Source organism: Streptomyces sp. NBC_01775 (assembly GCF_035917675.1).
Lineage (GTDB): Bacteria > Actinomycetota > Actinomycetes > Streptomycetales > Streptomycetaceae > Streptomyces.
Genome location: NZ_CP109104.1, coordinates 4,386,576 through 4,410,918, shown reverse-complemented (window position 1 = coordinate 4,410,918; position 24,343 = coordinate 4,386,576). Strand labels below are relative to the sequence as shown.

Genomic DNA, 24,343 nt, shown 5'->3' with positions numbered 1-24,343 from the left:
GCCCGCTGCGCAACGCGACCGCGGCCGAGCGGGACGACGACGGCGAGGACCGAGCGGGCTAGGGTCTTTCGTTTGGATCAGGCTGGATCAGGGAGCGGGGTCCGGTGCCGTGCATCGCAAGGCGGAGGAGGGTGGGGGCACCTCCCGGCCGGAGGCTGGGGGACCCTGCGGAGCAGCGGCGACCGACGACAACGCCGCGAGGCGCGGTGCCGGGGCCCGCGAGCCCAGCATGATCCAAACGAAAGACCCTAAGGCTGCGGCGGTTTGCCGGCGTTGTTGGTGTGGTTGAAGGCGTACCGGTGGTTGGGGTGTGTCCCGAAGTTGGCCGATGTCCCGGCGGTGGTCGCCGAGGCTGCCCGACCGCGATCTGAAGGTGGCTCAGGTAGTGCTGTCCGAGGTCGTTTCGGGCTTCGCGTGGAGGATCTCGCGGGCTTGGTCCGCGGCGCGGGCGATGCTCTCGGAGACGAAGTCGACGAAGCGGGCGATGTTCTCCAGGCGGGCGGCGGCCGGGGTGTTGGGGCCGAGGATGCCCACGCCCTGTCGGGCGACCTCGCTGAGGTGAGCGGTGGCGCGGGCGCTGGCCATCATGGATTGGTACATGACGTCGTCGTCGACGACGTAGCGCTCGCGGCGGCGCTCGTCGCGTTCCCGGCGGATGAGGCCCTGGCTTTCGAGGAACGTGACCGCTTTGGAGACGGATGCCGGGCTGATCTGGAGGCGCCCGGCGAGTTCGGAGGCGGTGAGGCTGCCGGCGTCGGTGGTGTAGAGGTTGGCCAGTACCCGGGCCGTCATCTTGGGCAGGCCCGATTGCATGAAGACGGTGGTGAACGTCTCCTCGTACTCGCGTACGGCTTCGGCATCGCGTCCGTGGGCCTGCGGGGGCGTGTTGGGGTCCCGGGGCGCGGCCTTTCTGCGGCGGTGGGCGCGGTGCTCGGTGGCGCGGTGGGCCAGGTCGGCGCGGTAGGCGGTGGGGCCGCCGTTGCGCATCACCTCACGTGTGATCGTCGAGGTCGGACGGTCGAGGCGTCTGGCGATCTCCGCGTAGGGGAGGCCGTCGGCCAGCCCCAGCGCGATCTGCTGGCGTTCCTGCTGGGTGAGTCTGCCGCCCGGCATCGCGGCCTCCTTCATGGTCTGTGGCGTCTCCAGGATAGCGTTCACCCTCGATTCATTGCAACGATCAGCGTGAGGGTTGTTGCGTTAGATTTCAAAACCATTGCAACGAATTTGCTACTTCTACCTGCGATGATGGCAATCATCTGCAACGGATCGATTGCCGTATCCAGAAATGCAACGTAGCTTTTCCATCGTCAGAAACAACGAGTCGAAGGAGAGCACGATGCAGTTCGACACCCCCGCCCCGGTGACCGCCGTCCTCGACATCCCCGCCGGCCGCATCCAGTTCATCGCCGCCGACCGGGCCGACACCGCAGTCGAGGTCCGCCCCGCGAACGCCTCCAAGAGCCGCGACGTGAAGGCGGCGGAGCAGACCGAGGTCGCATACGGCGACGGCGTCCTGCGGATCAAGGCCCCGGAGGCGAAGAACCAGATCCTCGGCCCTTCCGGATCCATCGAGGTGACCGTCCAGCTGCCCGCCGGCTCCCACATCGAGGCGAAGGCAGCCCTCGCCGAGTTCCGGGGCGTCGGACGGTTCGGCGACGTCTCCTTCGAGGGCGCGCAGGGCGCGGTCAAGCTCGACGAGGCCGAAAGTGCCCGCCTGGCCCTCCAGTCCGGCGACGTCTCGGTCGGCCGCCTGAGCGGCGGTCCCGCGCAGATCAGCACCCAAAAGGGCGACCTCCGCATCACCGAGGCCGTGTGCGGCACGGTCACGCTGCGCACCGAGTCCGGCGACATCTCGGTCGGCGCCGCCCGCGGAGCCTCCGCCGCCCTGGACGCGGACACCACCTACGGCCGCATCCACAACGCGCTCAAGAACACCGACGGCGCCGATGCCGGCCTGACCATCCACGCGACCACCGCCCACGGCGACATCACCGCCCGCAGCCTGTAAAGGAACCCCTCAGACGCGGTGCCCCTGTCCTTTCGGTGGAATTTCTCAACAGTTCTCAAGGAGCACACCACCATGTCCATCACTCTCACCGGCCAGGACCGCCCGGAGCTGCAGAAGGCCGTCGAGGAGATGGCCGAGTCCGGTTTCACCGGGGTGTTCGTGCGGGACGCGGGCGAAAACGGCGGCACCGTCATCACCCACAACGGCGGCATGGCGGGCCACGGGGCGCTGATGTACAGCACTCCCGACGGCAGCAAGACCCTGACCGCCGCGCTGAACTATGTGGACGACGCCGCACTGTCCCTGGCAGAGGCGTTCCAGAAGGCGACGCCGAGGCTCGTCAAAGAGGTGTTCGGCGGCGGGCAGGCCGAGTCAGTCGGCTGACGCCGACGAGCCGGCTCGGTAGACAGGGTCGAGCGGCGTGGACCCGCACGGGCCAAGCCGGCTCGCTCACCCTGGCCGACGCCCGCCGGCCAGGGAGGACCAGGTCCACCCGGACCACACGGTGGCAGGTCGACGTCGAAGAGCAACCGCGGCCCGAAGCAGCCGCCATGAGCGCGCGGGCCCTCGCAGCTCCCGGCGCCCCAGGGCGGCGTACCCCGACACCGCGTCGGAGTACGCCGCCTCGTTCGTGTGCAGGGCGACCTCGCGGGCCCGGGAGACGGACATGGCGCACGCCCCCCCCGAGCGCGGGCTCAGTCCGTGTCGAGGCCGTCGATCAGGCGGTTGAGGAAGCGGGTGAAGGGGGCTTCGGGGGGTTCGGGGGTGAGGGGGCGGCCGGGGGTGGAGAGCGCCTCGGCGAGTTCCGGGTGGTGGCCGTCCGCTGCGACAGCGGCGAGGTAGCGGGCTTCGGCCGCGGTCCGGTCGGCGGAGCGCGAGGCCGCTGACTGGGCGATCTCGTGCGCGGCGTGCCCGGCCACGAACGCGGTGAGCTGGGCGAAGATCTCCATCTTCGTCGCACCGTCCAGCCCGGTGGGCCGCAGGACGGCGAGCGCGTGTTCCAGGAAGGCCAGGGTGTTGGGGCCGGGGGTGCGGCGGGTGGACAACGCGGCGGGCAGCCAGGGGTGTCGCAGCATGAGGGAGCGCTGGAGGTGGCCGATGGCCTTCAGGTCGGCGCGCCAGTCGCCGGTGGGCGTGGACGAGGCAGGCAGTTCGCCGCTGACGTGGTCGACCATCAGCTCCAGCAGCGTCTCCTTGTCGGGGGCGTAGCTGTAGAGCGACATGACGCCGGCCCCGACCTGGGCGGCGACCCGCCGCATGGTGACCGCTTCGAGCCCTTCCGCGTCCGCCAGGGCGACGGCTGCCGCGGTGATCGCCTCACGGCTGTAGGCGGGTCTACGGCCTCTGCGGGGCTGGGGGCGACCCAGCCATAGCTGTTGAGGGTCGACGCCGACGCCCGCGGCCCCGGACTCTCCGTCACGTGTCACGGTCCTCGTACTCCTCACCCTCATCTCGAACGGGAGCCCTTCACACGGCAGCCCCTGTCGGCGTCATCCAAGCATCCTCTATTCTCGTACAACGTACGTAAAGGAGAGAGGGAAACGATGCCATCACGCACGCAGGGTCCGACGCCGACTCCGACGCCGACTCCGGCCTGGGTGCCGCCGTCCGGGAAGCCGCCGCTGGCCGCACGGATGATGAGGGCGACATGGCGCAGCCTCCCGGCCAAACGGCACGATGCCGGGTGGGAGCCGGGGCTGGTGGTTCCGGGCGCGGACGGCAGCTCGTTGATCACCGACCACTACTTCCCGCGCGCACAGGGCGACTTCCCCACGCTCTTGGTGCGCTCGCCCTACGGCAGGGGTCTGCCGTGGTCCCCGATGTACGGCGTGCTCTTCGCCGAACAGGGCTTTCACGTGATTTTGCAGAGCTGCCGCGGCACCGGCGGTTCAGGCGGTGAGTTCGACCTGTGGCGCAACGAGCCCGCCGACGGCCAGGCGACGGTGTCCTGGCTGCGCGAGCAGCCCTGGTTCAACGGAACGCTGGGGACGGTCGGCCCCAGCTACCTGGGATATGTGCAGTGGGCCCTCGCCCTGGACCCGCCGCCGGAGCTGAAGGCGATGGTGGTGCAGGTAGGGCTGCACGATCCCTACGCCCTGTTCCACTCGGACGGCGTGCTCCGCCTGGACAACGCGCTCGCTGTCGGCGCGGGCATGACGTATCAGCATCAGGGGATGGCCAGGTTCCTGAAGGCGATGCTGCGCCTCAAGCGCCGCATGAGTGAGGTCGTCGTCGCGCAGCCGCTGCGCGGGGCGCAAGAGTCCGCGCTCGGCCGCGAAGTGCCCTGGCTGGACGATGTGATGACGCACCCGGATGCCCAGGACCCGTACTGGCAGGGCGCGTCGGTGGCGGAGGCGGCGGAGAAGCTGCGCGTGCCGACCAGTTTGATCACCGGGTGGCACGACGCGCTGGTCGACCAGACCTTCGAGCAGTACGACCGGCTGCGGCAGGCCGGGTGCGAGACGGCGCTGCTCGTCGGCCCCTGGACCCACACCTCCGCCGTGCAGCAGGGGTGGACCGAGGTGTTCGCCGAGAGCCTCGCCTGGCTGCGCGCGCACCTGTGCGACGACCCCTCCGGCCTGCGTCCCACCGAGGTGCGCGTGCACATCGGCGGGGAAGACACCTGGCGGGACCTCGACGACTGGCCGACGGCCCCGGCCGCCACCGCGTGGTACCCCACCAAGGACGGGCACCTCACCCAGGAGGCCCCCACGGACTCCTCGCCGCTGACGTCTTTCCACTACGACCCGGCCGACCCCACCCCGTCCGTCGGCGGCCCTCTGCTCTCCCCCGCTGCCGGTCCTCGCGACAACACCGCCCTGGAGGCCAGGGACGACGTCCTGACGTTCACCGGCCCGCCGCTGACCGAACCCGTGGACATCCTCGGCCCGGTCTCCGCCTGGCTGAGCGTCTCCACGGACACCGGCCACGCCGACGTCTTCACCCGCCTGTGCGACGTGGACCCACAGGGCCGCTCCGTCAACGTCTGTGACGGGGTGGGCCGGGCGAGCGCGGCCGAGCGGACGCCGTCGCAGGTCACCGTGCCCATGAGCACCACAGCGCACCGTTTCGCCGTCGGTCACCGCATTCGCTGGCAGGTCAGCGGAGGCGCCCATCCGCGCTTCGCCCGCAACCCCGGCACGGGAGAGCCGCGGGTGGACGCCACCACCTTCACGCCGGTGCGCATCACCGTGCATTCGGACTCGGCACTGTTGCTTGCCCAAAGCTCCGAGCCCGCTTGACCCGCCGGCGCCGCCCTCCGCCGTCACCGAACGGGGCTCTGTAACAGATACCCGTGGTTCACCTTGGGCGTGCAACAGGGGCAGGGGCCCATGAACTTCCCTCCTGGGCACGGCATCAGACGTGTTGAAGCCGACGAGAGAACGACGCCGAAGGGGCCCCGACATGTTCCGCAACCGCACCGCCACCCGCACCGTTGCCGCCGCCGGGTTCCTGGCCGCTGCCGGCCTCTTCCTCACCGCGTGCAACTCCGGCGACGATGCCGCCGGTGGTTCCGACAAGGGCGACTCCAAGGCGGCTTCCGACTCCCGTTCCCTCGACGGCAAGACGGCCAGTGGCAAGAAGCGGGTGCTCAGCGGCAAGGTGACCTACCTGGCGCCGGGCAAGCTGATGGTCGGCAACCGTGCCTTCTTCGTCGCCGAGGACACCAAGATCCAGGGCGCCGACATATGCAGTGACCCCGAGACGACGGGGGTGGAGGACTGCACCGCCGAGCAGCTGGAGACGGCGGCCAAGGACGGCGGGGTCGACGCCCAGGTGACGATGAAGAAGGGCGTAGCGCTCGAGGTCATCGGCGGGCCGGAGAGCGGCGGCGGGAACTCGGGCGGCTCGACCGGGGAGAACGGCGGTGCGGGCAACTCCGGGGGGCCGACCGGGACGAACGGCGGCGCGGGCAACTCCGGGGGGTCGACCGGGGGGAACAGCGGTGGCGGGAGCACTGCGGACGGTACGTTCTCCGGCACCCTGACCTACCTGGCGCCGGGCAAGCTGATGGTCGGCAACCGTGCCTTCTTCGTCGCCGAGGACACGGAGATGGTGGGCGGCCAGATCTGCGGTGACGCCGAGAACACGGACGCGGACAACTGCACCGTCGAGGACCTGGAGGCGACCGCGAAGAAGGGCAACCTGAAGGTTTCCGTGACGGTCAAGAAGGGCGTCGCCGAGCGGGTCGCCGCCCAGTAGCAGGGGTGGCGACGACAGTGGCAACGGCAACGGCAACGGCAACGGCAACGGCAACGGCAACGGCAACGGCAGCGGCAGCGGCAGCGGCATGAGGGAGGTCCGGCACCCCCTTCCGGACCTCCCCCGCCCCGCTTCGCCCGCGGGGACCCGTCCCCCTCGGGACCACCCCCACCTGCGTGGGGGTCATTTTTTTGCCTCCCTCAGCGCGCCGCCGACCGGGTGAACACCGTGCGGGCCCAGAGGTAGCCGACGAGGGTCAGGCCGGCGCACCACGCGAGGGCCGCGTAGCCGTTGTTGCCGATCCCGGTGCCCAGCAGCAGGCCGCGGAGGGTCTCGATGACGGGGGTGAAGGGCTGGTACTCGGCGAACCAGCGCAGGCCCGTCGGCATCGACTCCGTCGGCACGATGGCACTGCCGAGGAAGGGCAGGAACTGGAGCGGCATCGGCAGGTTGCTCGCGGTCTCCGGGGTCTTGGCCGTCAGGCCCATGCCGGCCGCCAGCCAGCTGAGCGCCAGCGCGAGCAGGGCGAGGAGGCCGCCGGCGGCGAGCCACTCGACGGGGGTGGCGTTGGGCCGGAAGCCGATCGCCAGGGCGACGCCGATGACCAGCGCGATGCTCACCAGGGTCTGGAGCGTCGTACCGATGACATGGCCGCTGAGGAACGAGGCGCGGGAGATCGCCATCGTGCGGAAGCGGTTGACGATGCCCTCCGTCATGTCGACGCACACGCCCACCGCCGTCGCCAGCGAGCCCGAGGTCGCGGCCATCAGGATGATGCCGGGGGCGACGTAGTCGATGTAGTCGCCGCCGCCGGTGGGCGTGCCGCCGATTCCGGCGCCCAGCGCGTTGCCGAAGACGGAGTTGAACAGCAGCAGCATCATGACGGGCATCGCGACGACCGCGACGGTCATGGACGGGTAGCGCCGCGCGTGCTTGAGGTTGCGGCGCAGCATCGTCAGCGAGTCGCGCATCGCGTAGGCCTGCGTGCTCATCGGGCGCTCTCCTTGCGGGACATGGAGGGGGAATCGGGCCGGGTCTGCGCACCGGCCGGCGAGCCGGAGCGGGCGGTGAGGGTCAGGAAGACGTCGTCGAGGTCGGGCGTGTGGACGGTGAGGGACTCGGCCTCCACCGCGCCCGCGGCCAGCACGTCGAGCACGGCCCGCAGCGTGGGAATGCTGCCGTCGCTGGGGATCTGGAGCGTGAGCGCCGCGGAGTCGGGCGCGGCGGCGCCGAACAGCTCGGCGGCGGCGTCGAGTCGGTGGATGTCGCCGAACTGGAGCAGGATGTGGCCGCCGGGTATCCGGCGCTTCAGCTCCTCGGCCGTGCCCTCCGCGACCAGCGTGCCGTGGTCGAGGACGGCGATGCGGTCGGCCAGCTGGTCGGCCTCGTCCAGGTGCTGCGTGGTCAGGAAGATCGTGACGCCCTCGTCGTTCACGAGGCCCCGGATGATCTCCCACATGGTGCGGCGGCTGCGCGGGTCGAGGCCGGTGGTGGGCTCGTCGAGGAAGATGACGCGCGGGTTGCCGACCAGCGTCATCGCCAGGTCGAGCTTGCGCCGCATGCCGCCGGAGAAGGAGGAGACCGGCTTGCGCGCCGCCTCGCTCAGATCGAACCGCTCCAGCAGCGCCGCTGTCCGCCGCCGGCCCTCGTGGCGCTCCAGGTGGTGCAGGTCGGCCATGAGCAGCAGGTTCTCCTCGGCGTTGAGGAGGTTGTCCACGGCGGCGAACTGGCCGGTGACGCCGATCGAGGCGCGTACTCCGTCCGCGTCCTCGGCCAGGTCGTGGCCCGCCACCCGCGCCTGCCCGCCGTCGGCGGTGACGAGCGTGGAGAGGATCTCCACGGTGGTCGTCTTGCCCGCGCCGTTGGGGCCGAGCAGCGCGAAGACGGACCCCTCGGGGATGTGCAGGTCGATGCCGTCGAGCACGACCTTGGTGCCGTAGGACTTGCGCAGGCCGGTGGCGGATATCGCCGCCGTCGCGGAGGTCGCGGCTCCGCTGCGGGTGGCGGCCCCGGCTGGGGCGGCGGGTGTCGGAACGTTCATAACGCTTCGGGTCCTTCCGTGGCGGGTGCCGGAGTGCGGAGTGGGGAGCGGAGTGCGTGAGCGTCGCGGGGAGTGCGCGGAGTGCGGGGAGCGGACGGGGGCATCAGGGGCGGCGGACGACGATGTCGCCCAGGCCGGTACGGGCGTGCAGCTCGACGGTCTCCTCGGCCTCGCCCGGCCCCTCCGCCGCGCCGAGCGCGTTGTGCACGCCCCCGAGCCGGGAGCGCACATCGAGCCAGGCGGCCGTGCCCTCGCGGATGCCGGCCTCGATGTCGCCGACGCCGGTCTTGAGGACGGCCGAGCCGCGCGCGACCTCGCCGATGCGGATGCCGCCGTGCGTGGCCTTGGCGTCCACCCCCGCGCGGGCGACGTCCACGGACGTACGGCCGTTGGACGCGTTGGTCCGCAGGTCGCCGCCCGCCTCGCCGACGGCGATGTCGCCGTTGCGGTTCTTGACCGTCGCGGGGCCCGCGAACCGGCCCACGCGGATCCGTCCGGCGCCGGTGACCTCGGATGCCTCGGCCGTGCCGGTGACCTCCTCGACGCTGATGTCGCCGAGGTCGGTCTTCAGCCGCGCCGTCTCCGCCTCGGCGACGCGGATGCTGCCCACCGCCGTCTTCAGCTCACAGCTTCCGAGGCGGCCCTCGCAGGTGTAGTCGCCCAGGGAGGCGGCGGCCTGGAGATGGGAGCCGGCCGGGAGCTCGATGTGCAAGGTGATGGAGCCGCTCCCGCCCGTCAGCGAGCGCCACTTGGGGCTCTTGATCTGCAAGGAGCCGTCGGCGTAGGACACTTCGGTGCGCCCGGCGGCACGTACGTCCGCCTGCTCGGAGCTGTCGGCCGGGCGGACCTCGACGGTGGTGGTGGTGCGCTCCGTCGCGATGACGCGGACGGCTCCGGCGACGAAGTCGAGGGTGACGTTCACAGGCTGGGGAGTGTCGAACTCAGGCATGGCTGTCCCGTCTCATGGCCCTGGCGGGCGTGGGGGTGGGGGTGGGTGGTGGTCCGGTGGTCCGGTAACGAGGTCTTCGGCGGGTGCCGCGGTCAGCGGGCCCAGCCGGTGACGGCCAGCCCTTTGGTGCGGCGGCCCCGGGCGCCGGGTGCGGGCCCGGCGGTGTGGACGGCGCTCGCCGCGGCCCGCACCAGCCAGGCGTTCACCGAGAGGCCGTCGTGCCCGGCGGCGTCCTCGTACCCGCCCCGGCGAGCCGCTCGGCCACCGCGCGTTCCTTCTCGCCACCGGCCCCGGCGGCCACGGTGAGTTCCTGCCGCAGGGTTTCGACGTACGGTGTGAGGTCCATGGCGCCATAATGGCACCATCTCGACGCCAGGTGCAAGCCTTCGTGGCGCCGGGGGCTTGGGGGTGGGTGTTGTGCCTGGTGGGAGCAGGTAAGGCTCGGATGGCTGCTGCACCGCACCCGACGGCCCGCCGCCTCTGTGATGCCCCTGTGGCGCAACGGTGATGTCATCGGCGCCGGGGTGACATCACGAAGGGGCCGGGTCGGCCTCAGCCGACCCGGCCCCTTGAAGGCGCGGCCCCCGTCACCCAGCCCTGTCACCCAGCCCTGTCACCCAGCCCTGTCACCCAGCCCCGTCGCCCCGGCCAGGGGCCCGTTCAGCCGTCCGGCAGGCTGTGGCCGCTCAGCCAGGGCGGGAGGGGGCGGTAGACCGTCAAAGACGTGCCGGGCTTGTCGAGCAGCAGGGTCGAGGGCGCCGGCGCCGTCTCCCCGTCGTAGGAGCACAGTGTGCCCCGCGGAATGCCCGTCAGCCGCAGATAGCGGCCCCGTGCGGCGGCGTGCACGGGGGAGCGGTGGAGCACCCCGGCCAGGGCCGAGGCCACCAGCCGGGTGCGGGCCCAGCGGCCCGCGCGGACGAGGTGGATGTCCAGCATGCCGTCGGCGAGGTTGAAGCGGCGGGCGCCGCCGGGGCCGCCGCTGGCGCTGCTGTACGAGCAGTTGCCGACGAACAGCAGCCACAGGGAGCGCGTCCGCCCGTTCACCCGCACCTCGAACGGCCGCGAGTGGCGCAGCACATGCACGGCCGCGACCACCCCGGCGGCCCAGGGCCCGATCCGCCCCGTCCAGCGCTCCCGCACCTCGACCAGGTCGCCGTACGCGCCCAGGCTGAAGGTGTTGACGAAGTAGCCGGGGTCGGTCTCCGAGCCCGCCAGCCCGTCCGCCGCCAGCATTTCGGCCGCCGCGCCGTCCGACGCCGGGCTCTCCGCGGCCCGGTCGCCCGCGGTCCTCCGCAGCGGCGCGAAGCGGCCGAGGTCGACGGCGATCGCGTGGCCCTCGTCCGCCGCGTTCGCCAGGTCCTCGCAGGTGCCGATGCCCAGGTCCTGTGCGAGGTGGTTGTACGTGCCGCCCGGGAGCACCGCGAGCGGCACCCCGTGCTGGAGCGCGACGCGCGCCGCCGCGTTGACCGAGCCGTCGCCGCCGTAGATGCCCAGCGCGCCGCCCTCCTCGGCGGCCAGCTGGGCCGTCTTGCCCAGCAGGTCGGCCAGCGTTCCCTGCTGCGGGTCCCAGTGGGTGACCCGCGCCTCGGGGAGCGCCTCCTGGATCTCGTCGACGAAGGCCGCCGAGCCCGAGCCCGGGTTCGCGACCACGGACAGGCCGCGGCCCCGGGGCAGTGCGGGCGCCTCGACCAGCGGCTGGGCCGGGGGGATGCGGCGGCGCGCGTCGAGGAAGCCGCGTACGGCGTAGGCCGAGGCCGCGCCGATCGTCACGCCCGCCAGCACGTCGCTGGGGTAGTGCACACCGGTGTAGACGCGGGAGAACGCGACGGCCCCGGCCACCGGCAGCACCGCGGCTCCCCAGCCGCGCGACTCCAGCGCCAGTCCGGTGGCGAAGGCGGCGGCCGAGGCCGAGTGCCCGGAGGGGAAGGAGGTGCTGCGCGGCAGCCGCTTCAGGCGCCGTATCACCGGCACCTCGTCCAGGACGGGCCGGGCGCGGCTGAACGCGCCCTTGCCGACCGTGTTGACGACGGCGGAGGCCGCCGCGAGCGAGGCCAGCCCGCGCAGCGCGCCACGGCGGGCGCGCGGGCCCCCGGCGCCGGAGAGCACGATGCCCGCCGCCACGCCCATCCACAGCTTGCTGTGGTCGGCCGAGCGGCTCAGGCGGGGCAGGAAGGCCTCGGCACGCGGCCAGTGGCGTACGGCGACGCTGCGGTAGACCGACCGGTCCCAGGTGCTCAGCGTCCGCGTCAGGGGAGCGAGTGGCCCGGGGGCGCCGCCGCCCGGGGAGCGGCCGGCTGTCGGGGTGGTCAGGGCTCGTCCGAGCCAGGACCTCCGGTGGGTCTCCATGGATGCCCCCTCGCTTCCGTCGGTTGGCCGTGGGCACGTAACGCGTGCCCGCAGACGCGCAGGCCACACCGGCGGCCGGTGTGAGGTCGGCCGGGAGCGCCGGGCCCGATGTGCGAAAGGTGCGTACGAGTGGGGCGTACGGGGGCCGAGGGGCGGCTACCGTGAGGCGCCGCCCGAGGACCCGTCCGGCCCGCCCCCGAAAGAGGTTCGCCGTGAACATCGAAGAGGTGCTGCGCAGACCCGTCGTACCGCTGACGGCGTCGCCCTACCCGCTGCGCGTGCCGCGATTCGTCGACAGGGAGTACTTCACCGTCGTCTACCGCACCGACCCCGAGGCGCTGCGCGCCGCCGTGCCCGAGCCGCTGGAGCCGGGCCCCGAGCCGCTGGTCCGGTTCGAGGTGATGCACATGGGCGACGTCGACGGCTACGGCTCCTACACCGAGTGCGGCCAGGCGCTGTCCGTCTCCTTCGAGGGCGAGCCGGGCGAGTACCTGCACGCGATGTACCTGGACAACGTGGGTGCGGTCCTGGCCGGGAGGGAGTGGGCCGCCTACCCCAAGTCGATGGGGGCGCCCCGGCTGTTCACGGAGGCCAGCGCCATGGTCGGCACCCTCGACTACGGCACGCAGCGGGTTGCGACGGCCACCATGCCCTACAAGTACGAGCCGATGGACCCGGAGCTGGCCCGGCGGCGGGTCACCGTGCCGACGTTCGCGCTGAAGGTCGTCCCCAAGCCGCCCGACCAGCTCTACGCCTGTGACCTGATGCGGACGGCGATCACCGACGTCACCGTCAAACAGGCGTGGCGGGGGCCCGCGCGGCTTCAGCTGTTCGAGCACGTCATGGCGCCGCTGGCCGATCTGCCGGTGCGGGAGGTCGTCGAGGCCGGTTACATCCTCGCCGATCTGACCCTGGCCCCCTTCGAACCGGTGTACAACTACCTCGCGGGGCTGTAGCCGGCCCGCCGGAGCGCGAAAAAGGGGGCCGTTCCATGGCTGTGGACGACATCGATGCCGCCGTACTCCCCGCCGGCCGCGCCGCGCGCCCCGTCGCGGTGATCGGCGCCGGCACGCTGGGCCGCCGTATCGCGCTGGTGTTCGCGACCCGGGGCGGCGCCGTACGGGTTCATGACCCCTCGGCCGGCCGGCGCACCGCCGCCGTGCGGTACGTCCGCGAGACCCTGCCGGGCGTGATCGCGGCCCGGAACGCCGCCGACGCGGCTGTCGCCGGCGCGGCGGCCGGGGAGGTGCGGGCCGTGGACGACCTGGCGGCGGCGGTCGAGGGGGCCTGGCTCGTGGTCGAAGCGGTCCCGGAGGAGCTGGAGTTGAAGCGGCGGGTCTTCGCCGACCTCGACCGGCTCAGCGCGCCGGACGCCGTCCTGGCGACCAACTCCTCCTCGTTCGCCAGCCGGCTGCTCCTAGGCGGCGTCACCCGGCCCGCGCGCGTGCTGAACACGCACTTCTACATGCCGCCGGAACAGACCGTCGTCGAGCTGATGACCTGCGGCCATACCGACCGCGCCGTCCTCGACCTCATGCTGGCCGTCCTCCCTGAGTACGGCCTCCACCCCTTCGAGGCCCGCAAGGAGAGCACCGGCTTCATCCACAACCGCATCTGGGCCGCCATCAAGCGCGAGGCCCTCTCGGTCGTCGCGGAGGGCGTCGCCACGCCGCAGGAGGTCGACCGGCTGATCCAGATCAACGGCGGCGGCTCCGGCCCCTTCCGGGCGATGGACGCGATCGGCCTCGATGTCGTCCTCGCCATCGAGGAGCACTACGCCGACGAGAACCCCGACCTGCCCGAGGGCCCGCGCGCCGTGCTGCGGAGCTACATCGAGCGCGGCCGGCTCGGCACGAAGTCGGGCGCGGGCTTCTACGACGACTACGGCGACTACGGCGGCGAGGGCGGTCACGTCGGCGCGGACGGCTAGCGCAATGGTCCGTATGCGTGCTTTCCGCCGTGTCGTTCATGTTCTCTGCGGGAAATCGGTTGTTTGTGCCGGATCGTGGTGACCGTTCGTTCTTCCCTTGGCTCTCCCCTTGGAGGTTCCATGCGTATGCGTGCGATCACGCGTTCCCTTGTTGTCGGCGCTGCTGTCCTCGGTCTGGCGGGCGCCGGCGTGGGTGCGGCCTCGGCCTCGACGTGGCCCAAGCCGAGGCCGCACCACCACTCCCACCACCACATCCAGAAGCAGGTCAACAAGCAGATCAACAAGGAGCTGGTCAAGGTCCACACCGAGGACAACGACCGCATCGTCTCCGACTCGGTGATCTTCGTCTTCGGGCCGCAGCAGAGCAACGTCCGCGGACGCTGACTCAGCGCCCCAGCGGGCGTGAGATCCAGCGGGCGTGAGACCGCCCTCGGCCTGGTGCCGGGTGCGGTTTCACGCCCGTTCGCCGTATCCGGAGACGGTTTGCCACGTCCGGGGCGCGGCCCTGTGGTGCAGCTGGCTACACCACAGGCTCGGGACCGCGCTCTCTCCTTTCCCGCCCCCGTCGTTTCTAGCGTTCTCAGTGGCACCGAGAGGTGATCGACCACTGAGAGGGCGTAGTCATGTTCGGGGAGCGGCGCGGGGCCGGTACGGCAACCGCTGAGCGGGAAGGGCAGGGGCGCGTTTCCGAAGCGCTCGTGCTGGAGGGCATCAGCCGGGAGTACCGGCGCGGGAGCGTGGCCCTGCACCCGCTCGATCTGACGGTTCCCCGGGGGCGGTTCCTCGCGGTGATGGGGCCCTCCGGCTGCGGGAAGTCGACGCTGCTCCAGTGCGCCGCCGGGCTCGACCGGCCCACCTCGGGCACGGTGCGCATCGGGGGGACGGAGCTGGCCTCGCTCAAGGAGGCAGCGCTCACCCGGCTGCGCCGCGAGCGCGTCGGCTTCGTCTTCCAGGCGCACAATCTGGTGCCGTCGCTGAGCGTCGTGGAGAACGTGGCGCTGCCCCTGCTGCTGGGCGGCGCGGCGCCGGACGGGCGGGCCCTGCACGGGCTCGCGGCCGTCGGGCTCGCCGACCGGGCGGACGACGCGCCCGCCGAGCTGTCCGGCGGGCAGCGCCAGCGCGTGGCGATCGCCCGCGCCCTGGTCACCCGCCCCGAGATCGTCTTCGCCGACGAGCCCACCGGGGCGCTCGACTTCGTCACCGCGGGGGACGTCCTCGCGCTGCTGCGGCAGGCCGTCGACGTCGAGGGCCACACCGTCGTCATGGTCACCCACGACCCGGAAGCCGCCGCCTGGGCCGACGAGACGCTCTTCCTCATGCACGGCCGCACCGTCGGCAAGCTGGAGCGGCCCGGACCCGACGACGTGCGCCGCGCGCTGGTGGACATGAACGCGCGTGACGGGGAGCGTCAGCGATGAGCGCCGCCAAGCTGCTGGCCGCCAAGGGTGCCCGTACCCACCGCAAGGCGTGGGCGGCCGTCTTCGCCGCGCTCGCGCTCACCTCCGTACTGCTGGGCGCCTTCGCGCTCACCCTCTCCTCGACGGGGCTCGGCCACGCCCGCGTGGAGCGGTACGCGGGCGCCGACCTGGTCGTCTCCGGCGACCAGAGCACCAGCTTCACCGCCAAGCCCTGGGGCAGCGAACGCCAGACGGCGCGCGCCGGACTCACCTCGCGGGTCCGCGTACCCGAGAAGGCGCTCGGCACGGTGCGGAAGGTCCCCGGAGTGCGCGCCGTCGTCCCCGACGCGGTCTTCACCGTCGGCATCGACGGCCGCGCCGCCGCCGGACACCCCTGGGACGCGGCCCGGCTCGCCCCCTACGGCATACGGGACGGCCGCGCCCCGCAGCGCCCCGGCGAGGTCGTCCTGAGCGGCCCCGCCCTCAAGGAGCACGGGACGGGCCTCGGCAAGCGCGTCAGCCTGCGCGTGCACGGCAAGGACGCGAGGTACACCGTCGTCGGCGCGGCCGAAGGCCCCCGGGCCGCCGCCTACTTCACCGGCGCCGAGGCCCGCCGCCTGGCCGGGCACCCCACGACGGTCGACGCCCTCGGCATCGTCGCCGAGCCCGGCACGGCGGCCGGCACGCTGGCCCCCCGCGTGGCCCACGCCCTGGAGAAGGCGCGCCTCGACAGCGTGGGGCGGCGCGCGGACGGCGACGCGGCGCCGCTGCGCGTCCTGGCCGGGGACGAGCGCGGCGACGCCGAGTTCCTGGCGGTCGCGCCAGCGCGTACGAACACGCTGGCCCTGCTGGCGTCCGTGGCGGCGACCGTCGTGCTCGTCGCGCTGCTGGTCGTCTCCTCCACCATCGCGCAGGCGCTGGGGCAGCGCGCGCACGAACTCGGCCTCCTGCGCGCGGTCGGGGCCACCCCCCGGCAGGTGCGCGGCGCGGTCGGCCGGGAGGTGGGGCGCGTCGCCGTGGGCGCCGGGCTGGCCGGAGCCGTGGCCTCGGTGCCCCTGTACCTGGCCCTGCGCGCGCTGCTGTCCGCCGGTGGTGCGCTGCCCGCCGGGCTCGAACTGCCCTTCCCCCCATGGCTGGCGCTCACGCCGCTGGCCACCGCGGGCCTCACCGTCCTGATCGCCCGTGTGGCGGCGGCGTTCGCCTGCGCCAGAGCGGGACGCGTCCGCCCCATGGAGGCGCTGCGCGACGCAGCGCCCGGCAAGGCCCGCCGCATCACGGGGCTGGTGCTGCTCCTGCTCGGCATCAGCTCGGCGGGGACGGCCACCGCGCAGCACGGCCAGACCGCCGCCGCCGCGGCCGGTGCGGCGGCGATCACGATGGTGATCGCCTGCGCGCTGCTGGGGCCGTGGATCGCCCAGGGCGCGACGCGCGTCCTCGGCGCTCCGCTGCGCCGCTTCGGCGGCGTCGGCGGCAAGCTCGCCGCCGCCAACTGCACGGCCTCCGCGACCCGGCTGGGCGCGGCCATCACCCCGATCGTGCTGGTCACCGCGTTCATCGGCGTCCAGCTCGGCGGGGGCGCGACGCTCATCCACGCGGGCGGCGACCAGGCGGGGCAGGCGCTGCGCGCCGACCTCGCGGTGCGCGCGGACGGCGGACTGCCCGACGGCGCCGACCGACGCATCCGGCAGGTGCCCGGAGTGCGCGGCGCCACGAGCGTCGTGCCGGGCACGGCCGTCCTGGCCCGGAAGGAAGCGGGCGAGCCCCGACTGGAGCGGCTGCCGGCGCTCGGCGTCACCCCCGAGGACATGACCAGCACGCTCGACCCCCAGGTGGCGGAGGGCAACCTGAACCGGCTGCGGTCCGGCACGCTCGCGGTCAGCACCGAGCGGGCCCGCGCCCTGGACCTGCGGCCCGGCTCCACGGTGACGCTGCGCTTCGACGACGGGCAGCGGGCGCGGCTGCGGGTCGTCGCCACCTACGAACGCGGCCTCGCCCTGGGCGACTTCCTCTTCTCCCGCGGCCAGCTGCTGCGTCACACCTCCGCACCCGGCCCGGAGCGGGCCCTGGTCGCGACCGCGCCCGGCGCGGACCGCGCGGCCGTCGCCGAGGCCCTGCACACCGCGGTCCCGGGCACCCGCGTCGAGCGGGATCCAGGGCCGGTGCGGGTCGAGCCCGAGGACCAGGCGCTGGGCGAGACGCTCACCGTCGCGGCGGTCGCCGCCATCGGCGGCTACACCGTGATCGCCATCCTGAGCACCCTCACCCTCATCTCGGTGGGCCGCCGCCCCGAACTGAGGCTCCTGCGCCTGGCGGGCGCCGCCCGTGCCCAACTCCGCCGCATGCTCCGTCTGGAGGCAGCCGTCACAGCGGCGACGGGCCTGCTCGTGGGCGCCGCCGTCGCCTCCGTCCCGCTCCTCGCCTTCAGCCTGGCAATGGCCCGCACGGTGCCGTATCTGCCACCGGTCCAGGCCGTGTCGATCGTCGTCGTGGTCCTGGCGACGACGGTCGGCGGCACCGTCCCACCCCTGTGGTCCACCTTGCGCGGCCACCACCCCCGCTCCGGCGGCCCAGCCGGAACGTAGGGGCCGCGCGCCCTACCCGGACTTGTTCAGGTACGCGAGCACCGCGAGGACGCGGCGGTGGCCCGCGTCGGTCGGGGGGAGACCGAGTTTGGAGAAGACGTTGCCGATGTGCTTGCTCACCGCGCGTTCGGAGACCACCAGGGTTTCGGCGATCGTCGTGTTGTCGCGGCCCTCCGCCATCAGGTGCAGGACCTCGCGCTCGCGCGGGGTGAGGGATTCCAGGGGGTCGTTGCGGCGCCGCGTCAGCAGCTCGGTGACCACCTCGGGGTCGAGCGCGGTGCCGCCGTCGGCGACCCGCTCCAGAGCGCCGAGGAACTCATCCACCCGCCCCACCCGGTCCTTGAGCAGATACCCGATGCCGCTCGTCCCCTGCCCCAGCAGCTCCTCGGCGTACGTCTCCTCGACGTACTGCGAGAGCACGAGCACCGGCATGCCGGGGATCTCCTCGCGGGCCGCGAGCGCGGCGCGCAGGCCCTCGTCGCGGAAGCCGGGCGGCATCCGTACGTCGAGGACCGCCACATCGGGACGGTGTTCGAGCAGCGCGGGCAGCACCTCGGGCCCGCTGGAGGCGACGGCCACCACCTCGTGCCCGGCGGAACTGAGCAGCAGGACCATGCCCTCTCTCAGCAACGCGTTGTCCTCGGCGACCACTACGCGCACGGCAGCTCCACTTCGATCACGGTCGGCCCCCCGGTGGGGCTGGTCACTTCCACGGTCCCGTCGAGCGCCGCGACCCGGCGCCGAACGCCCAGCAGCCCGCTGCCGCCCGAGGAGTCGGCCCCGCCGCACCCCTCGTCGCGCACGGAGACGGTCAGCGTCCGGGTATCGCGCACCAGCTCCACCCACGCCCGCTCCGAGCCGCTGTGTTTCGCGGCGTTGGTCAGCGCCTCGGCGACCACGAAGTACGCGGCGGTCTCGACGGCGGCGGGTGCGCGCGGCACTCCCGCGCCCTCCACCCCGTCGGCGCGCACCGCGACCTCCAGCCCGCTGCCCGCCGCGAGCGCGCGCACCGCGCCGACGAGGCCCCGGTCGGTGAGGATCGGCGGGTGGATGCCGCGTACGACGTGCCGCAGCTCGGTCAGCGCGGCCTCCGCCTGGTCCTGCGCGTCGTCCAGGAGCTTGCGCGCCGCGTCGGGGTCCTTCTCGTACGCGCGCCGCGCCAGCCCCACCCGCATGGAGAGCGCCACCAGGTGGGCCTGGGTGCCGTCGTGCAGGTCCCGCTCGATACGGCGCAGTTCGGCGCCGTGCGCGGTGAGCGCGCCCTCCCTCGTGACGGTCAACTCCTCGACGCGCTCGGCCAGTCGCGCGCTGTTTTGCGCCTCCGGTGTGGGCTCCAGCAGCGTGCGCGACCATCCGGCGTCGGCGTCGGCCAGCCGGACCAGCAGCTGCGGCGTCAGCGCCGGCCGCCCCAGCAGCCCGCACCACACCGCGTCCGCGCACAGCGTGAGCACCGCCAGCGGCATGGCGGCCAGCGCCGGGGCCAGCCCGTACACGTAGTGCGCTGCCATCCAGCGCAGGTCCTGATAGGTGCTCGGGTCGCGGGTCGCCGTACGGACCCGCTCGACGAGGGTTCCGGTCAGCGGCGGGTACGCCTCGGGGATCTCCGTACCGGTCCAGGCGGCCACCTGCCGCCGCTTGAACGCGGCGGTCCTGCGCAGCAGTTGCACCGTCTCGGGCACCACGCCCGCGCCCACCACGAAGACCACGGCGACAGCGGTGAACATCAGCAGCGGGACGAAGAGGTACGTGGCAATCGACAGCCCGGCGGCCGTCCCCAGATGGGCCGAGGCCCGCCGCGCTCTGCCTATGTCCTCCCGCATGGGGATGAGGCTATGCGACCCGGCCGGGGAGGAAGTGGTGTAGCTGGCTACACCCTTGATCCGGGAGGGCGCTCCCTCGTGCCGGCAGCCGGGGGCTGGAATTGTTGATCCCAGCGAAACACACCGGGTTTCCGCGAAACCCACTGCGAAATCCCGCCGTTCTCCTGTGGATCCCAGCACGATCCCGTTCCGTACCTCTGGAAGGAAGAATCATGAAGGCTCTGCTCTGGCTCGTGCTTTCCGCCGCCGTCGTCGTCAACGTGTTCACCAGCGTCGCGTTCGACGGCGTCCAGCAGATCGTCATGAGCGTGGGCACGGGGGTCTTGACCCTCGCCTGTGCGGGGGCCCTGTGGGTGAAGAGGGACAGGCAGGCGTGAACGTCCCTACTCGTGCCGGGCGTTCCCGCGACGGTGGCGGAAGCGCCCCGTCCCCTCGGTGGGCAGGTCACGGCGCTCGGCGTGCTCGGGATCCTCGGCCGGTGGCTCGTGCTCGAAGGCTCCGGGCTGCGGACGGGGCATGGGGTGCGGCTTCTCGTGCGGCTGCGGCTGGCTGCTCCATGGGCCGTGGCGCCGGTCTCGCATCTGGTCCCGGCCCTGGTCCCGGCCCTGGCCACGGTTTCGCCCGAAGGCGGCCAGTCGCCGTGTGTGGTGGTGCGGGACCATGTGGTCTTCCTGCTGCTCGTTGAGACGATGGATCAGGAGCACCCCCAACGCGACCATCGCCACAACGGCAGCGATGGTGATACCGATCTCCATGGGGATTCACCTCCGCTCATGGTGCGGATCCGGGGTCTGGAATCTGGAATCCGGACCTGTGATCTGGAGTCCGGGACCTGGACCTGTGATCTGGGGTCCGGGAGCCGGGTTCGTACGGGACGGTCATGGCGCGCCCGCCTCGGGCACGGCGCCCCCCTCGTCCTCCCACGCCTCGGTGGGCTTCACCGGCGCTGAGTCGTCGGCAGGTGCGGCAGGTGCGGCATGCCCCGCGCGCTCCGGCCCCTCTTCGGCGCCCTCCTCGGCGAGGAGTTCGCTGGCGGTGCGGGCGGTCTGGGGATCGGTGGCAGCGGTCATGAGCCGCGCGGCGGCGTCCTCGCTCACCTGCGGAGGAATCACCAGCAGATCCCAGCGCCCGACGCGGTAGGAGAGCAGCAGGAGCTTGTGCGGGTCCTGCTCGGTGAACCATCCGGCCTTCACCACCCGCCCCGCGACGGGCACCTTGGCAGGAACGCCGGCCCAGTGCGTCGGATTCACCGTCACCCGCGTGATGCGGCCCCACAGCGGATCCAGCGTGCTGATCAGCGCGGGCAGCTCCCCCGCCAGATCCCGCGACCGAGGCCACCACGCCCCGTCGAGCAGCCCCGACTGCGGGCCTTGCGGCTTCAGAGAGAGCCGGACGGGCGGAAGGCCCGAACCCGAGGTGTCCGGCGAAGTACGTTCGGTGATCACCGTCATGGCGTCAACCTGTCCCCGAGCCGGCATCCGGCCCGGTGCGCTTTGCGCTGTCGCTCCGAGAGATGCCGGCTGGAAGCCGGTCAAGAAGTGCTCTCGGCCTATGTCCAGGTTACTCCCGCGAGCGGCGGTACACCCGCGCGGAGCTGAGCGGCGGGTGCCGGGGGCGGTGAGGGCGCTGGGGGGGGGGCTACCTTCGTCGGCCGCGGTCCGCCAGTGCCTCGGTGGGCCCGTCGACGCCAGGCTCCTCTTTCACCACGCGCGGCATGCGCAGGAACAGCGTGTCGAACGCGCCCGCACCGTGATGAGTGAGCGTGACCGTAGGGGTCTCGGTCCCGGCATGCCTCGCCCAGTCCACTCTGGGGTCCCGTTTGCCGGAATCCGGGAACGTCAGGTGCTGCTCCGGGGGCTGGGACTGGGACTGGGACTGGGACTGGGACTGGGGCGGGCGCGGGTGTTGGTGCGGGCGCGGGGGCGGGGCTTGGGGTGTGTACGGGGCGTAGGCCGGGTACGGCGGTATTCCTGTGCTGCCGTCTCTGCCCTGTTGTGCCGTGGCTTGTTCCACGCCGCCGCTCGTCACCACGACCGTGACGCCGACGGTGATCAACAGGAGCCCGGGCACGGTCGCGGGCTCGATGCCCTGGCCCATGAACCACCACGCGGCGAGCGCCGCCACGGGGGTCTCCAGCAGGAGCAGGACGCTCATTGTCGTCGCCGATGTCCTGCCGAGGGCGAAGTTCATCGAGCCGAGCCCCAGCAGCTGGGGGAGGATGAGCAGTCCGAGCAGTGACAGTTGCGTGGAGCTGTCGAAGCCCGTCAGCGGGATGTCGGCCAGCCAGCAGACGGCGAGGAGTTCCAGACCGCAGATCAGCGAAGTGACCGTCGAATACAGCGGTGTGCTCACATCCGTGCGCGCCTTCTCGCTCAGGGCGGTGTACCCGGCCTGAGCGAGGGCCCCGAGGAGGGCGAGCAGGTCGCCCAGCAGCGCCGTACCGCCGGACCTGATGTCGAGACCGCCCGCCGCGGCTGCTCCCACCACGGAGAGCGTGAGCCCCGCCCGTGTCCGGCGGGACATCCGGGCGCCCTGCGTCCGTGCGATGAGGGCCTGCCAGACGGGCTGAGTGGCGACGAGCGCCGTGGACATCGCGACCGAGGTCAGCCGGGTGCTCGTCATGAAGGCCGCGAAGTGGCAGGCGAGCGCCGTGGCCGCGAGGAAGCCGAAGACCAGGGGCCGCCACTGCTCCCGGCGCAGCAGGCCGCGCTCGCCGCGCGCGACACGCACCACCTCGCGACGGCGCAGTAACAAGAGCAACGGCCCGAGCGTGGCGAAGCCCAGAAAGTTGCGCCAGAAGGCCATGGCGAGCGGCGAGGCGGAGGCGTAGGCGGTGAGCGGGGCGGTGGCCGAGAACGAGACCACGGTGACCGCCATCGCCGCCATGGACAGGGGATCGATTCGGGATTTCACGCGTTCGTACCGCCGTCAACGGTCGATCGGGCGGCGGCTGCCGGGGTTCCGATGCCGTCGCCCGTGGAACGCGGCGGCGGAACATGGGCGCTCGCGTGGCGGTGTTCCGCGCCGCTTCTCCCGCCGTGGCCGTGATCGAACACGTCCATGCAGTGCGGGCCGTCGGTTGTATGTCCGATATTGATCACTGGTACGTGGTTCCTGTGCTGGGGGTGGGGGGCGGCTCAGGCCTTCGACAACAGAGGTGGGCCCGGCAGGCGCCGAGGGGTCCTCGTCGTTCGGACGGGCTGTGGGCGGGCAGACCCGAGCGACGCAGCCGCACTGCGTTCCGTCAGTTCACGCAACGCAGGCTCCACTCCACCGGCCTGTACCGGATCCCGGCAAGCACCAGCGGCCGATAGCACCCCGCAGGACAAGGACCATGCCCGCGAGGACCATGGGCGGTGCCCTGACGGGTGGAGTTGCGCAGGCCGAACGGACCCCGGCCGCGGCGGCCGGCGGGACTGGCGGGCACGGCTGCCGTCGGCCGGGGAGCGGGCCCTTTCCTCTTCCTCCGGAGCGAAACTCACTGGCGATCTCGGGCCCTCGCCGCCGAACATGCGACGTATGAGTGACCAACCCGCACGTTGGAGCCGGGCAAGCGTCTACCCCGACATGTGGGCCGACCCGGACGACGACCCCCGCCACAGCGAAGGTGTCAGTCCGGACGGCGAGCTTGCCACGCTCCAGGACTTCCTGGCGGGCTACCGCATGACCCTGCGGATGAAGTGCGAGGGCCTGGACGCGGAGCAGCTGGCCCGTCGGTCGGTTCCGCCGTCGACGATGTCGCTGCTCGGCCTGCTTCGGCACCTCGTCGAGGTGGAACGGGACTGGCGCAACTGGATCAGTGACGGCGATCCGCTGCCGAAGCTGTACGGCGAGCGTGACGCGGACTTCGACGGAGCCGTCGCCGAGCAGGCCGTGGTCGACGCCGCGTACTCCGCTCTGGAGCGCGAGCAGTCCGCGACCGACGCCGCGCTGGCCGGGCACCCGGATCTGAGTGAGCGTCTGGGGAAGGACGGGACATCGGTTCGCGAGCTGATGGTGCACAGGATCGAGGAGTACGCCCGCCACTGCGGGCACGCCGACCTGTTGCGCGAGTGCGTCGACGGAAGGGTGGGCCAGTGACCGAGGGCCGGTAGCAGCCGAGTACGTCCTGTACGGGGGGCAGGACGTACTCGGCTGCGGTCTGTGGGGCGCCGGGCCACGACGCCCCGTACCGGCGCTCGCTCATGGCTGATGCTCCCCGCCGGTAGCTGTCCCCGCTATCCGGCCGTACACAGACTTCGATGACGGGTCCGGCAGGAAAGTTCACGGCGTTCCAGGACCTTTTCCCCGGCCTCGCCCGATCGGCCGCCCCCTGCTCCGCACGGTCACCCGCGAGACGGGCCCGCGCCCGGACTGAGCCGCGCCTGGATTGGGCCGCGCCCGGACCGGGCCGCCCGCCGCGTCGGGAAGGTGGGGCAGCGTCGGACGTGGGGCAGCGTCGCCAAAGCCGGTTGAGACGCTGCCCCACGGTGGGGAAGGGTCTGCGGTCATGGAGTTCTTCTGCTACCACCGCGATCGGCCCGGCTCACTGCCGCTGCGCGAAGAGCTGTTGGAGGAGCACTGGTCCTACATGGACCGGTACGCGACGGAGATGATCGCCCGGGGCCCGACCCTCGCCGACGACGGTGACACGCCCACCGGCAGCGTGCACCTTGTCGACCTGCCGGATTCCGCCGCAGCGCGGGCGTTCGCCTTCGACGAGCCCAACTACCAGGCCGGTGTGTACCGGGACGTACTGCTGCTCCGGTGGCGCAACACGCTGGGGCGCACGATGTGGGAGTTCCCCGGCGGCCGGACGGAGGGTCCGACCGACCGCAACCGGTACCTGGTGCTCGGCCTCAGCACGGGGCAGGTCGCCGCCAACCCCGCCGACCCCGGCGTGCCGCCCGCCCCGGACGAGCTGATCGCCTACGGGCCGCTGCTGTCCGACAGCGGCACCGCCTGGCTGGGTACGGCGGCGCTGGTCCGAGCGCCGGACCCGGACACGGCACGCGCCGTCCTGACCCCGGGCCCGTACGCGGACATCGAGGTCCACAACTGGCGGCCAGGAGGGCGGCCGTCATAAGT

24 protein-coding genes are annotated in these 24,343 nt (G+C 72.5%); 12 read left to right on the top strand and 12 right to left on the bottom strand.

The genetic code is table 11. The annotated features are described in order from the left end of the window. Positions 1–378: 378 nt before the first annotated feature. Positions 379–1,113: a GbsR/MarR family transcriptional regulator gene (locus OHB04_RS41870; protein WP_405807440.1), complete on the bottom strand. Its 735-nt coding sequence runs from the start codon at positions 1,111–1,113 to the stop codon at positions 379–381. Positions 1,114–1,285: 172 nt separating this feature from the next. Between OHB04_RS41870 and OHB04_RS19625 the strand changes: the two genes are divergently transcribed. Both OHB04_RS19625 and OHB04_RS19620 read left to right on the top strand, forming a co-directional pair. Then, positions 1,286–2,008, top strand: a complete 723-nt coding sequence (locus tag OHB04_RS19625) for a DUF4097 family beta strand repeat-containing protein (protein ID WP_326689005.1) — start codon at positions 1,286–1,288, stop codon at positions 2,006–2,008. A 72-nt stretch (positions 2,009–2,080) separates the two neighbouring features. Beyond that, positions 2,081–2,392 carry a hypothetical protein gene (locus tag OHB04_RS19620; RefSeq protein ID WP_326689004.1) on the top strand — a complete coding sequence of 104 codons (312 nt, stop codon included), beginning with the start codon at positions 2,081–2,083 and terminating at the stop codon, positions 2,390–2,392. A 311-nt stretch (positions 2,393–2,703) separates the two neighbouring features. On the opposite strand, the gene OHB04_RS19615 is transcribed toward OHB04_RS19620, so the two are convergent. Beyond that, positions 2,704–3,459, bottom strand: coding sequence for a TetR/AcrR family transcriptional regulator C-terminal domain-containing protein (locus tag OHB04_RS19615; protein ID WP_326689003.1), 756 nt, complete (start codon positions 3,457–3,459; stop codon positions 2,704–2,706). 186 nt (positions 3,460–3,645) lie between these two features. Here OHB04_RS19615 and OHB04_RS19610 point away from each other — a divergent pair, with 186 nt between their 5' ends. Continuing rightward, on the top strand, positions 3,646–5,250 hold the full coding sequence (locus OHB04_RS19610) for a CocE/NonD family hydrolase (protein ID WP_326809474.1): 1,605 nt from the start codon (positions 3,646–3,648) through the stop codon (positions 5,248–5,250). Positions 5,251–5,413: 163 nt separating this feature from the next. Next, positions 5,414–6,211 carry a hypothetical protein gene (locus tag OHB04_RS19605; protein ID WP_326807922.1) on the top strand — a complete coding sequence of 266 codons (798 nt, stop codon included), beginning with the start codon at positions 5,414–5,416 and terminating at the stop codon, positions 6,209–6,211. Between the two features lie 200 nt (positions 6,212–6,411). On the opposite strand, the gene OHB04_RS19600 is transcribed toward OHB04_RS19605, so the two are convergent. The 5 genes from OHB04_RS19600 to OHB04_RS19580 all read right to left on the bottom strand — a co-directional run bounded on the left by OHB04_RS19600 (position 6,412) and on the right by OHB04_RS19580 (position 11,547). Beyond that, positions 6,412–7,203, bottom strand: a complete 792-nt coding sequence (locus OHB04_RS19600) for an ABC transporter permease (RefSeq protein ID WP_326689001.1) — start codon at positions 7,201–7,203, stop codon at positions 6,412–6,414. Continuing rightward, positions 7,200–8,252 carry an ATP-binding cassette domain-containing protein gene (locus OHB04_RS19595; protein WP_326807921.1) on the bottom strand — a complete coding sequence of 351 codons (1,053 nt, stop codon included), beginning with the start codon at positions 8,250–8,252 and terminating at the stop codon, positions 7,200–7,202. Before OHB04_RS19595 ends, OHB04_RS19600 begins: the two co-directional genes overlap by 4 nt. Positions 8,253–8,355: 103 nt before the next feature. Next, positions 8,356–9,201 carry a DUF4097 family beta strand repeat-containing protein gene (locus OHB04_RS19590; protein ID WP_326688999.1) on the bottom strand — a complete coding sequence of 282 codons (846 nt, stop codon included), beginning with the start codon at positions 9,199–9,201 and terminating at the stop codon, positions 8,356–8,358. Positions 9,202–9,403: 202 nt separating this feature from the next. Continuing rightward, positions 9,404–9,547 (bottom strand): hypothetical protein, encoded by a 144-nt coding sequence (locus tag OHB04_RS41865; RefSeq protein WP_405804766.1) that lies wholly within the window; start codon positions 9,545–9,547, stop codon positions 9,404–9,406. 314 nt (positions 9,548–9,861) lie between these two features. After that, positions 9,862–11,547, bottom strand: a complete 1,686-nt coding sequence (locus OHB04_RS19580; RefSeq protein ID WP_326688998.1) for a bifunctional phosphatase PAP2/diacylglycerol kinase family protein — start codon at positions 11,545–11,547, stop codon at positions 9,862–9,864. A 212-nt stretch (positions 11,548–11,759) separates the two neighbouring features. Here OHB04_RS19580 and OHB04_RS19575 point away from each other — a divergent pair, with 212 nt between their 5' ends. The 5 genes from OHB04_RS19575 to OHB04_RS19555 all read left to right on the top strand — a co-directional run bounded on the left by OHB04_RS19575 (position 11,760) and on the right by OHB04_RS19555 (position 17,456). Further along, positions 11,760–12,503, top strand: a complete 744-nt coding sequence (locus OHB04_RS19575; protein ID WP_326688997.1) for an acetoacetate decarboxylase — start codon at positions 11,760–11,762, stop codon at positions 12,501–12,503. Positions 12,504–12,538: 35 nt separating this feature from the next. Further along, positions 12,539–13,477, top strand: a complete 939-nt coding sequence (locus OHB04_RS19570) for a 3-hydroxyacyl-CoA dehydrogenase family protein (protein WP_326807920.1) — start codon at positions 12,539–12,541, stop codon at positions 13,475–13,477. Positions 13,478–13,603: 126 nt separating this feature from the next. Continuing rightward, positions 13,604–13,861 (top strand): hypothetical protein, encoded by a 258-nt coding sequence (locus OHB04_RS19565; RefSeq protein WP_326688995.1) that lies wholly within the window; start codon positions 13,604–13,606, stop codon positions 13,859–13,861. A 239-nt stretch (positions 13,862–14,100) separates the two neighbouring features. Then, the gene (locus OHB04_RS19560) at positions 14,101–14,895 is read left to right on the top strand and encodes an ABC transporter ATP-binding protein (RefSeq protein WP_326807919.1); all 795 of its coding nucleotides are present in this window, start codon (positions 14,101–14,103) and stop codon (positions 14,893–14,895) included. Continuing rightward, positions 14,892–17,456, top strand: a complete 2,565-nt coding sequence (locus tag OHB04_RS19555; protein WP_326807918.1) for an ABC transporter permease — start codon at positions 14,892–14,894, stop codon at positions 17,454–17,456. Before OHB04_RS19560 ends, OHB04_RS19555 begins: the two co-directional genes overlap by 4 nt. A 12-nt stretch (positions 17,457–17,468) precedes the next feature. On the opposite strand, the gene OHB04_RS19550 is transcribed toward OHB04_RS19555, so the two are convergent. Both OHB04_RS19550 and OHB04_RS19545 read right to left on the bottom strand, forming a co-directional pair. Further along, positions 17,469–18,116 (bottom strand): response regulator transcription factor, encoded by a 648-nt coding sequence (locus OHB04_RS19550; protein ID WP_326688992.1) that lies wholly within the window; start codon positions 18,114–18,116, stop codon positions 17,469–17,471. Beyond that, entirely contained in the window at positions 18,107–19,276 is a 1,170-nt protein-coding gene (locus OHB04_RS19545; protein WP_326688991.1) for a sensor histidine kinase, read from the bottom strand. Before OHB04_RS19545 ends, OHB04_RS19550 begins: the two co-directional genes overlap by 10 nt. A gap of 212 nt (positions 19,277–19,488) precedes the next feature. Between OHB04_RS19545 and OHB04_RS19540 the strand changes: the two genes are divergently transcribed. Then, entirely contained in the window at positions 19,489–19,653 is a 165-nt protein-coding gene (locus OHB04_RS19540; RefSeq protein WP_326688990.1) for a hypothetical protein, read from the top strand. A 6-nt stretch (positions 19,654–19,659) separates the two neighbouring features. Here OHB04_RS19540 and OHB04_RS19535 read toward each other — a convergent pair whose 3' ends face one another. From OHB04_RS19535 to OHB04_RS19525, 3 genes are all read right to left on the bottom strand, one after another. Further along, positions 19,660–20,031, bottom strand: a complete 372-nt coding sequence (locus OHB04_RS19535; RefSeq protein ID WP_326688989.1) for a hypothetical protein — start codon at positions 20,029–20,031, stop codon at positions 19,660–19,662. A gap of 123 nt (positions 20,032–20,154) precedes the next feature. Continuing rightward, positions 20,155–20,727, bottom strand: coding sequence for a DUF5994 family protein (locus OHB04_RS19530; protein WP_326807917.1), 573 nt, complete (start codon positions 20,725–20,727; stop codon positions 20,155–20,157). 187 nt (positions 20,728–20,914) lie between these two features. Beyond that, positions 20,915–22,189 carry a DMT family transporter gene (locus tag OHB04_RS19525; protein ID WP_326807916.1) on the bottom strand — a complete coding sequence of 425 codons (1,275 nt, stop codon included), beginning with the start codon at positions 22,187–22,189 and terminating at the stop codon, positions 20,915–20,917. 597 nt (positions 22,190–22,786) lie between these two features. On the opposite strand from OHB04_RS19525, the gene OHB04_RS19520 reads away from it, so the two are divergent. Together OHB04_RS19520 and OHB04_RS19515 are read left to right on the top strand one after the other, a co-directional pair. Beyond that, positions 22,787–23,356: a DinB family protein gene (locus OHB04_RS19520; RefSeq protein WP_326688984.1), complete on the top strand. Its 570-nt coding sequence runs from the start codon at positions 22,787–22,789 to the stop codon at positions 23,354–23,356. A 409-nt stretch (positions 23,357–23,765) separates the two neighbouring features. After that, on the top strand, positions 23,766–24,341 hold the full coding sequence (locus OHB04_RS19515) for a YciI family protein (RefSeq protein ID WP_326688983.1): 576 nt from the start codon (positions 23,766–23,768) through the stop codon (positions 24,339–24,341). Positions 24,342–24,343: the final 2 nt, after the last annotated feature.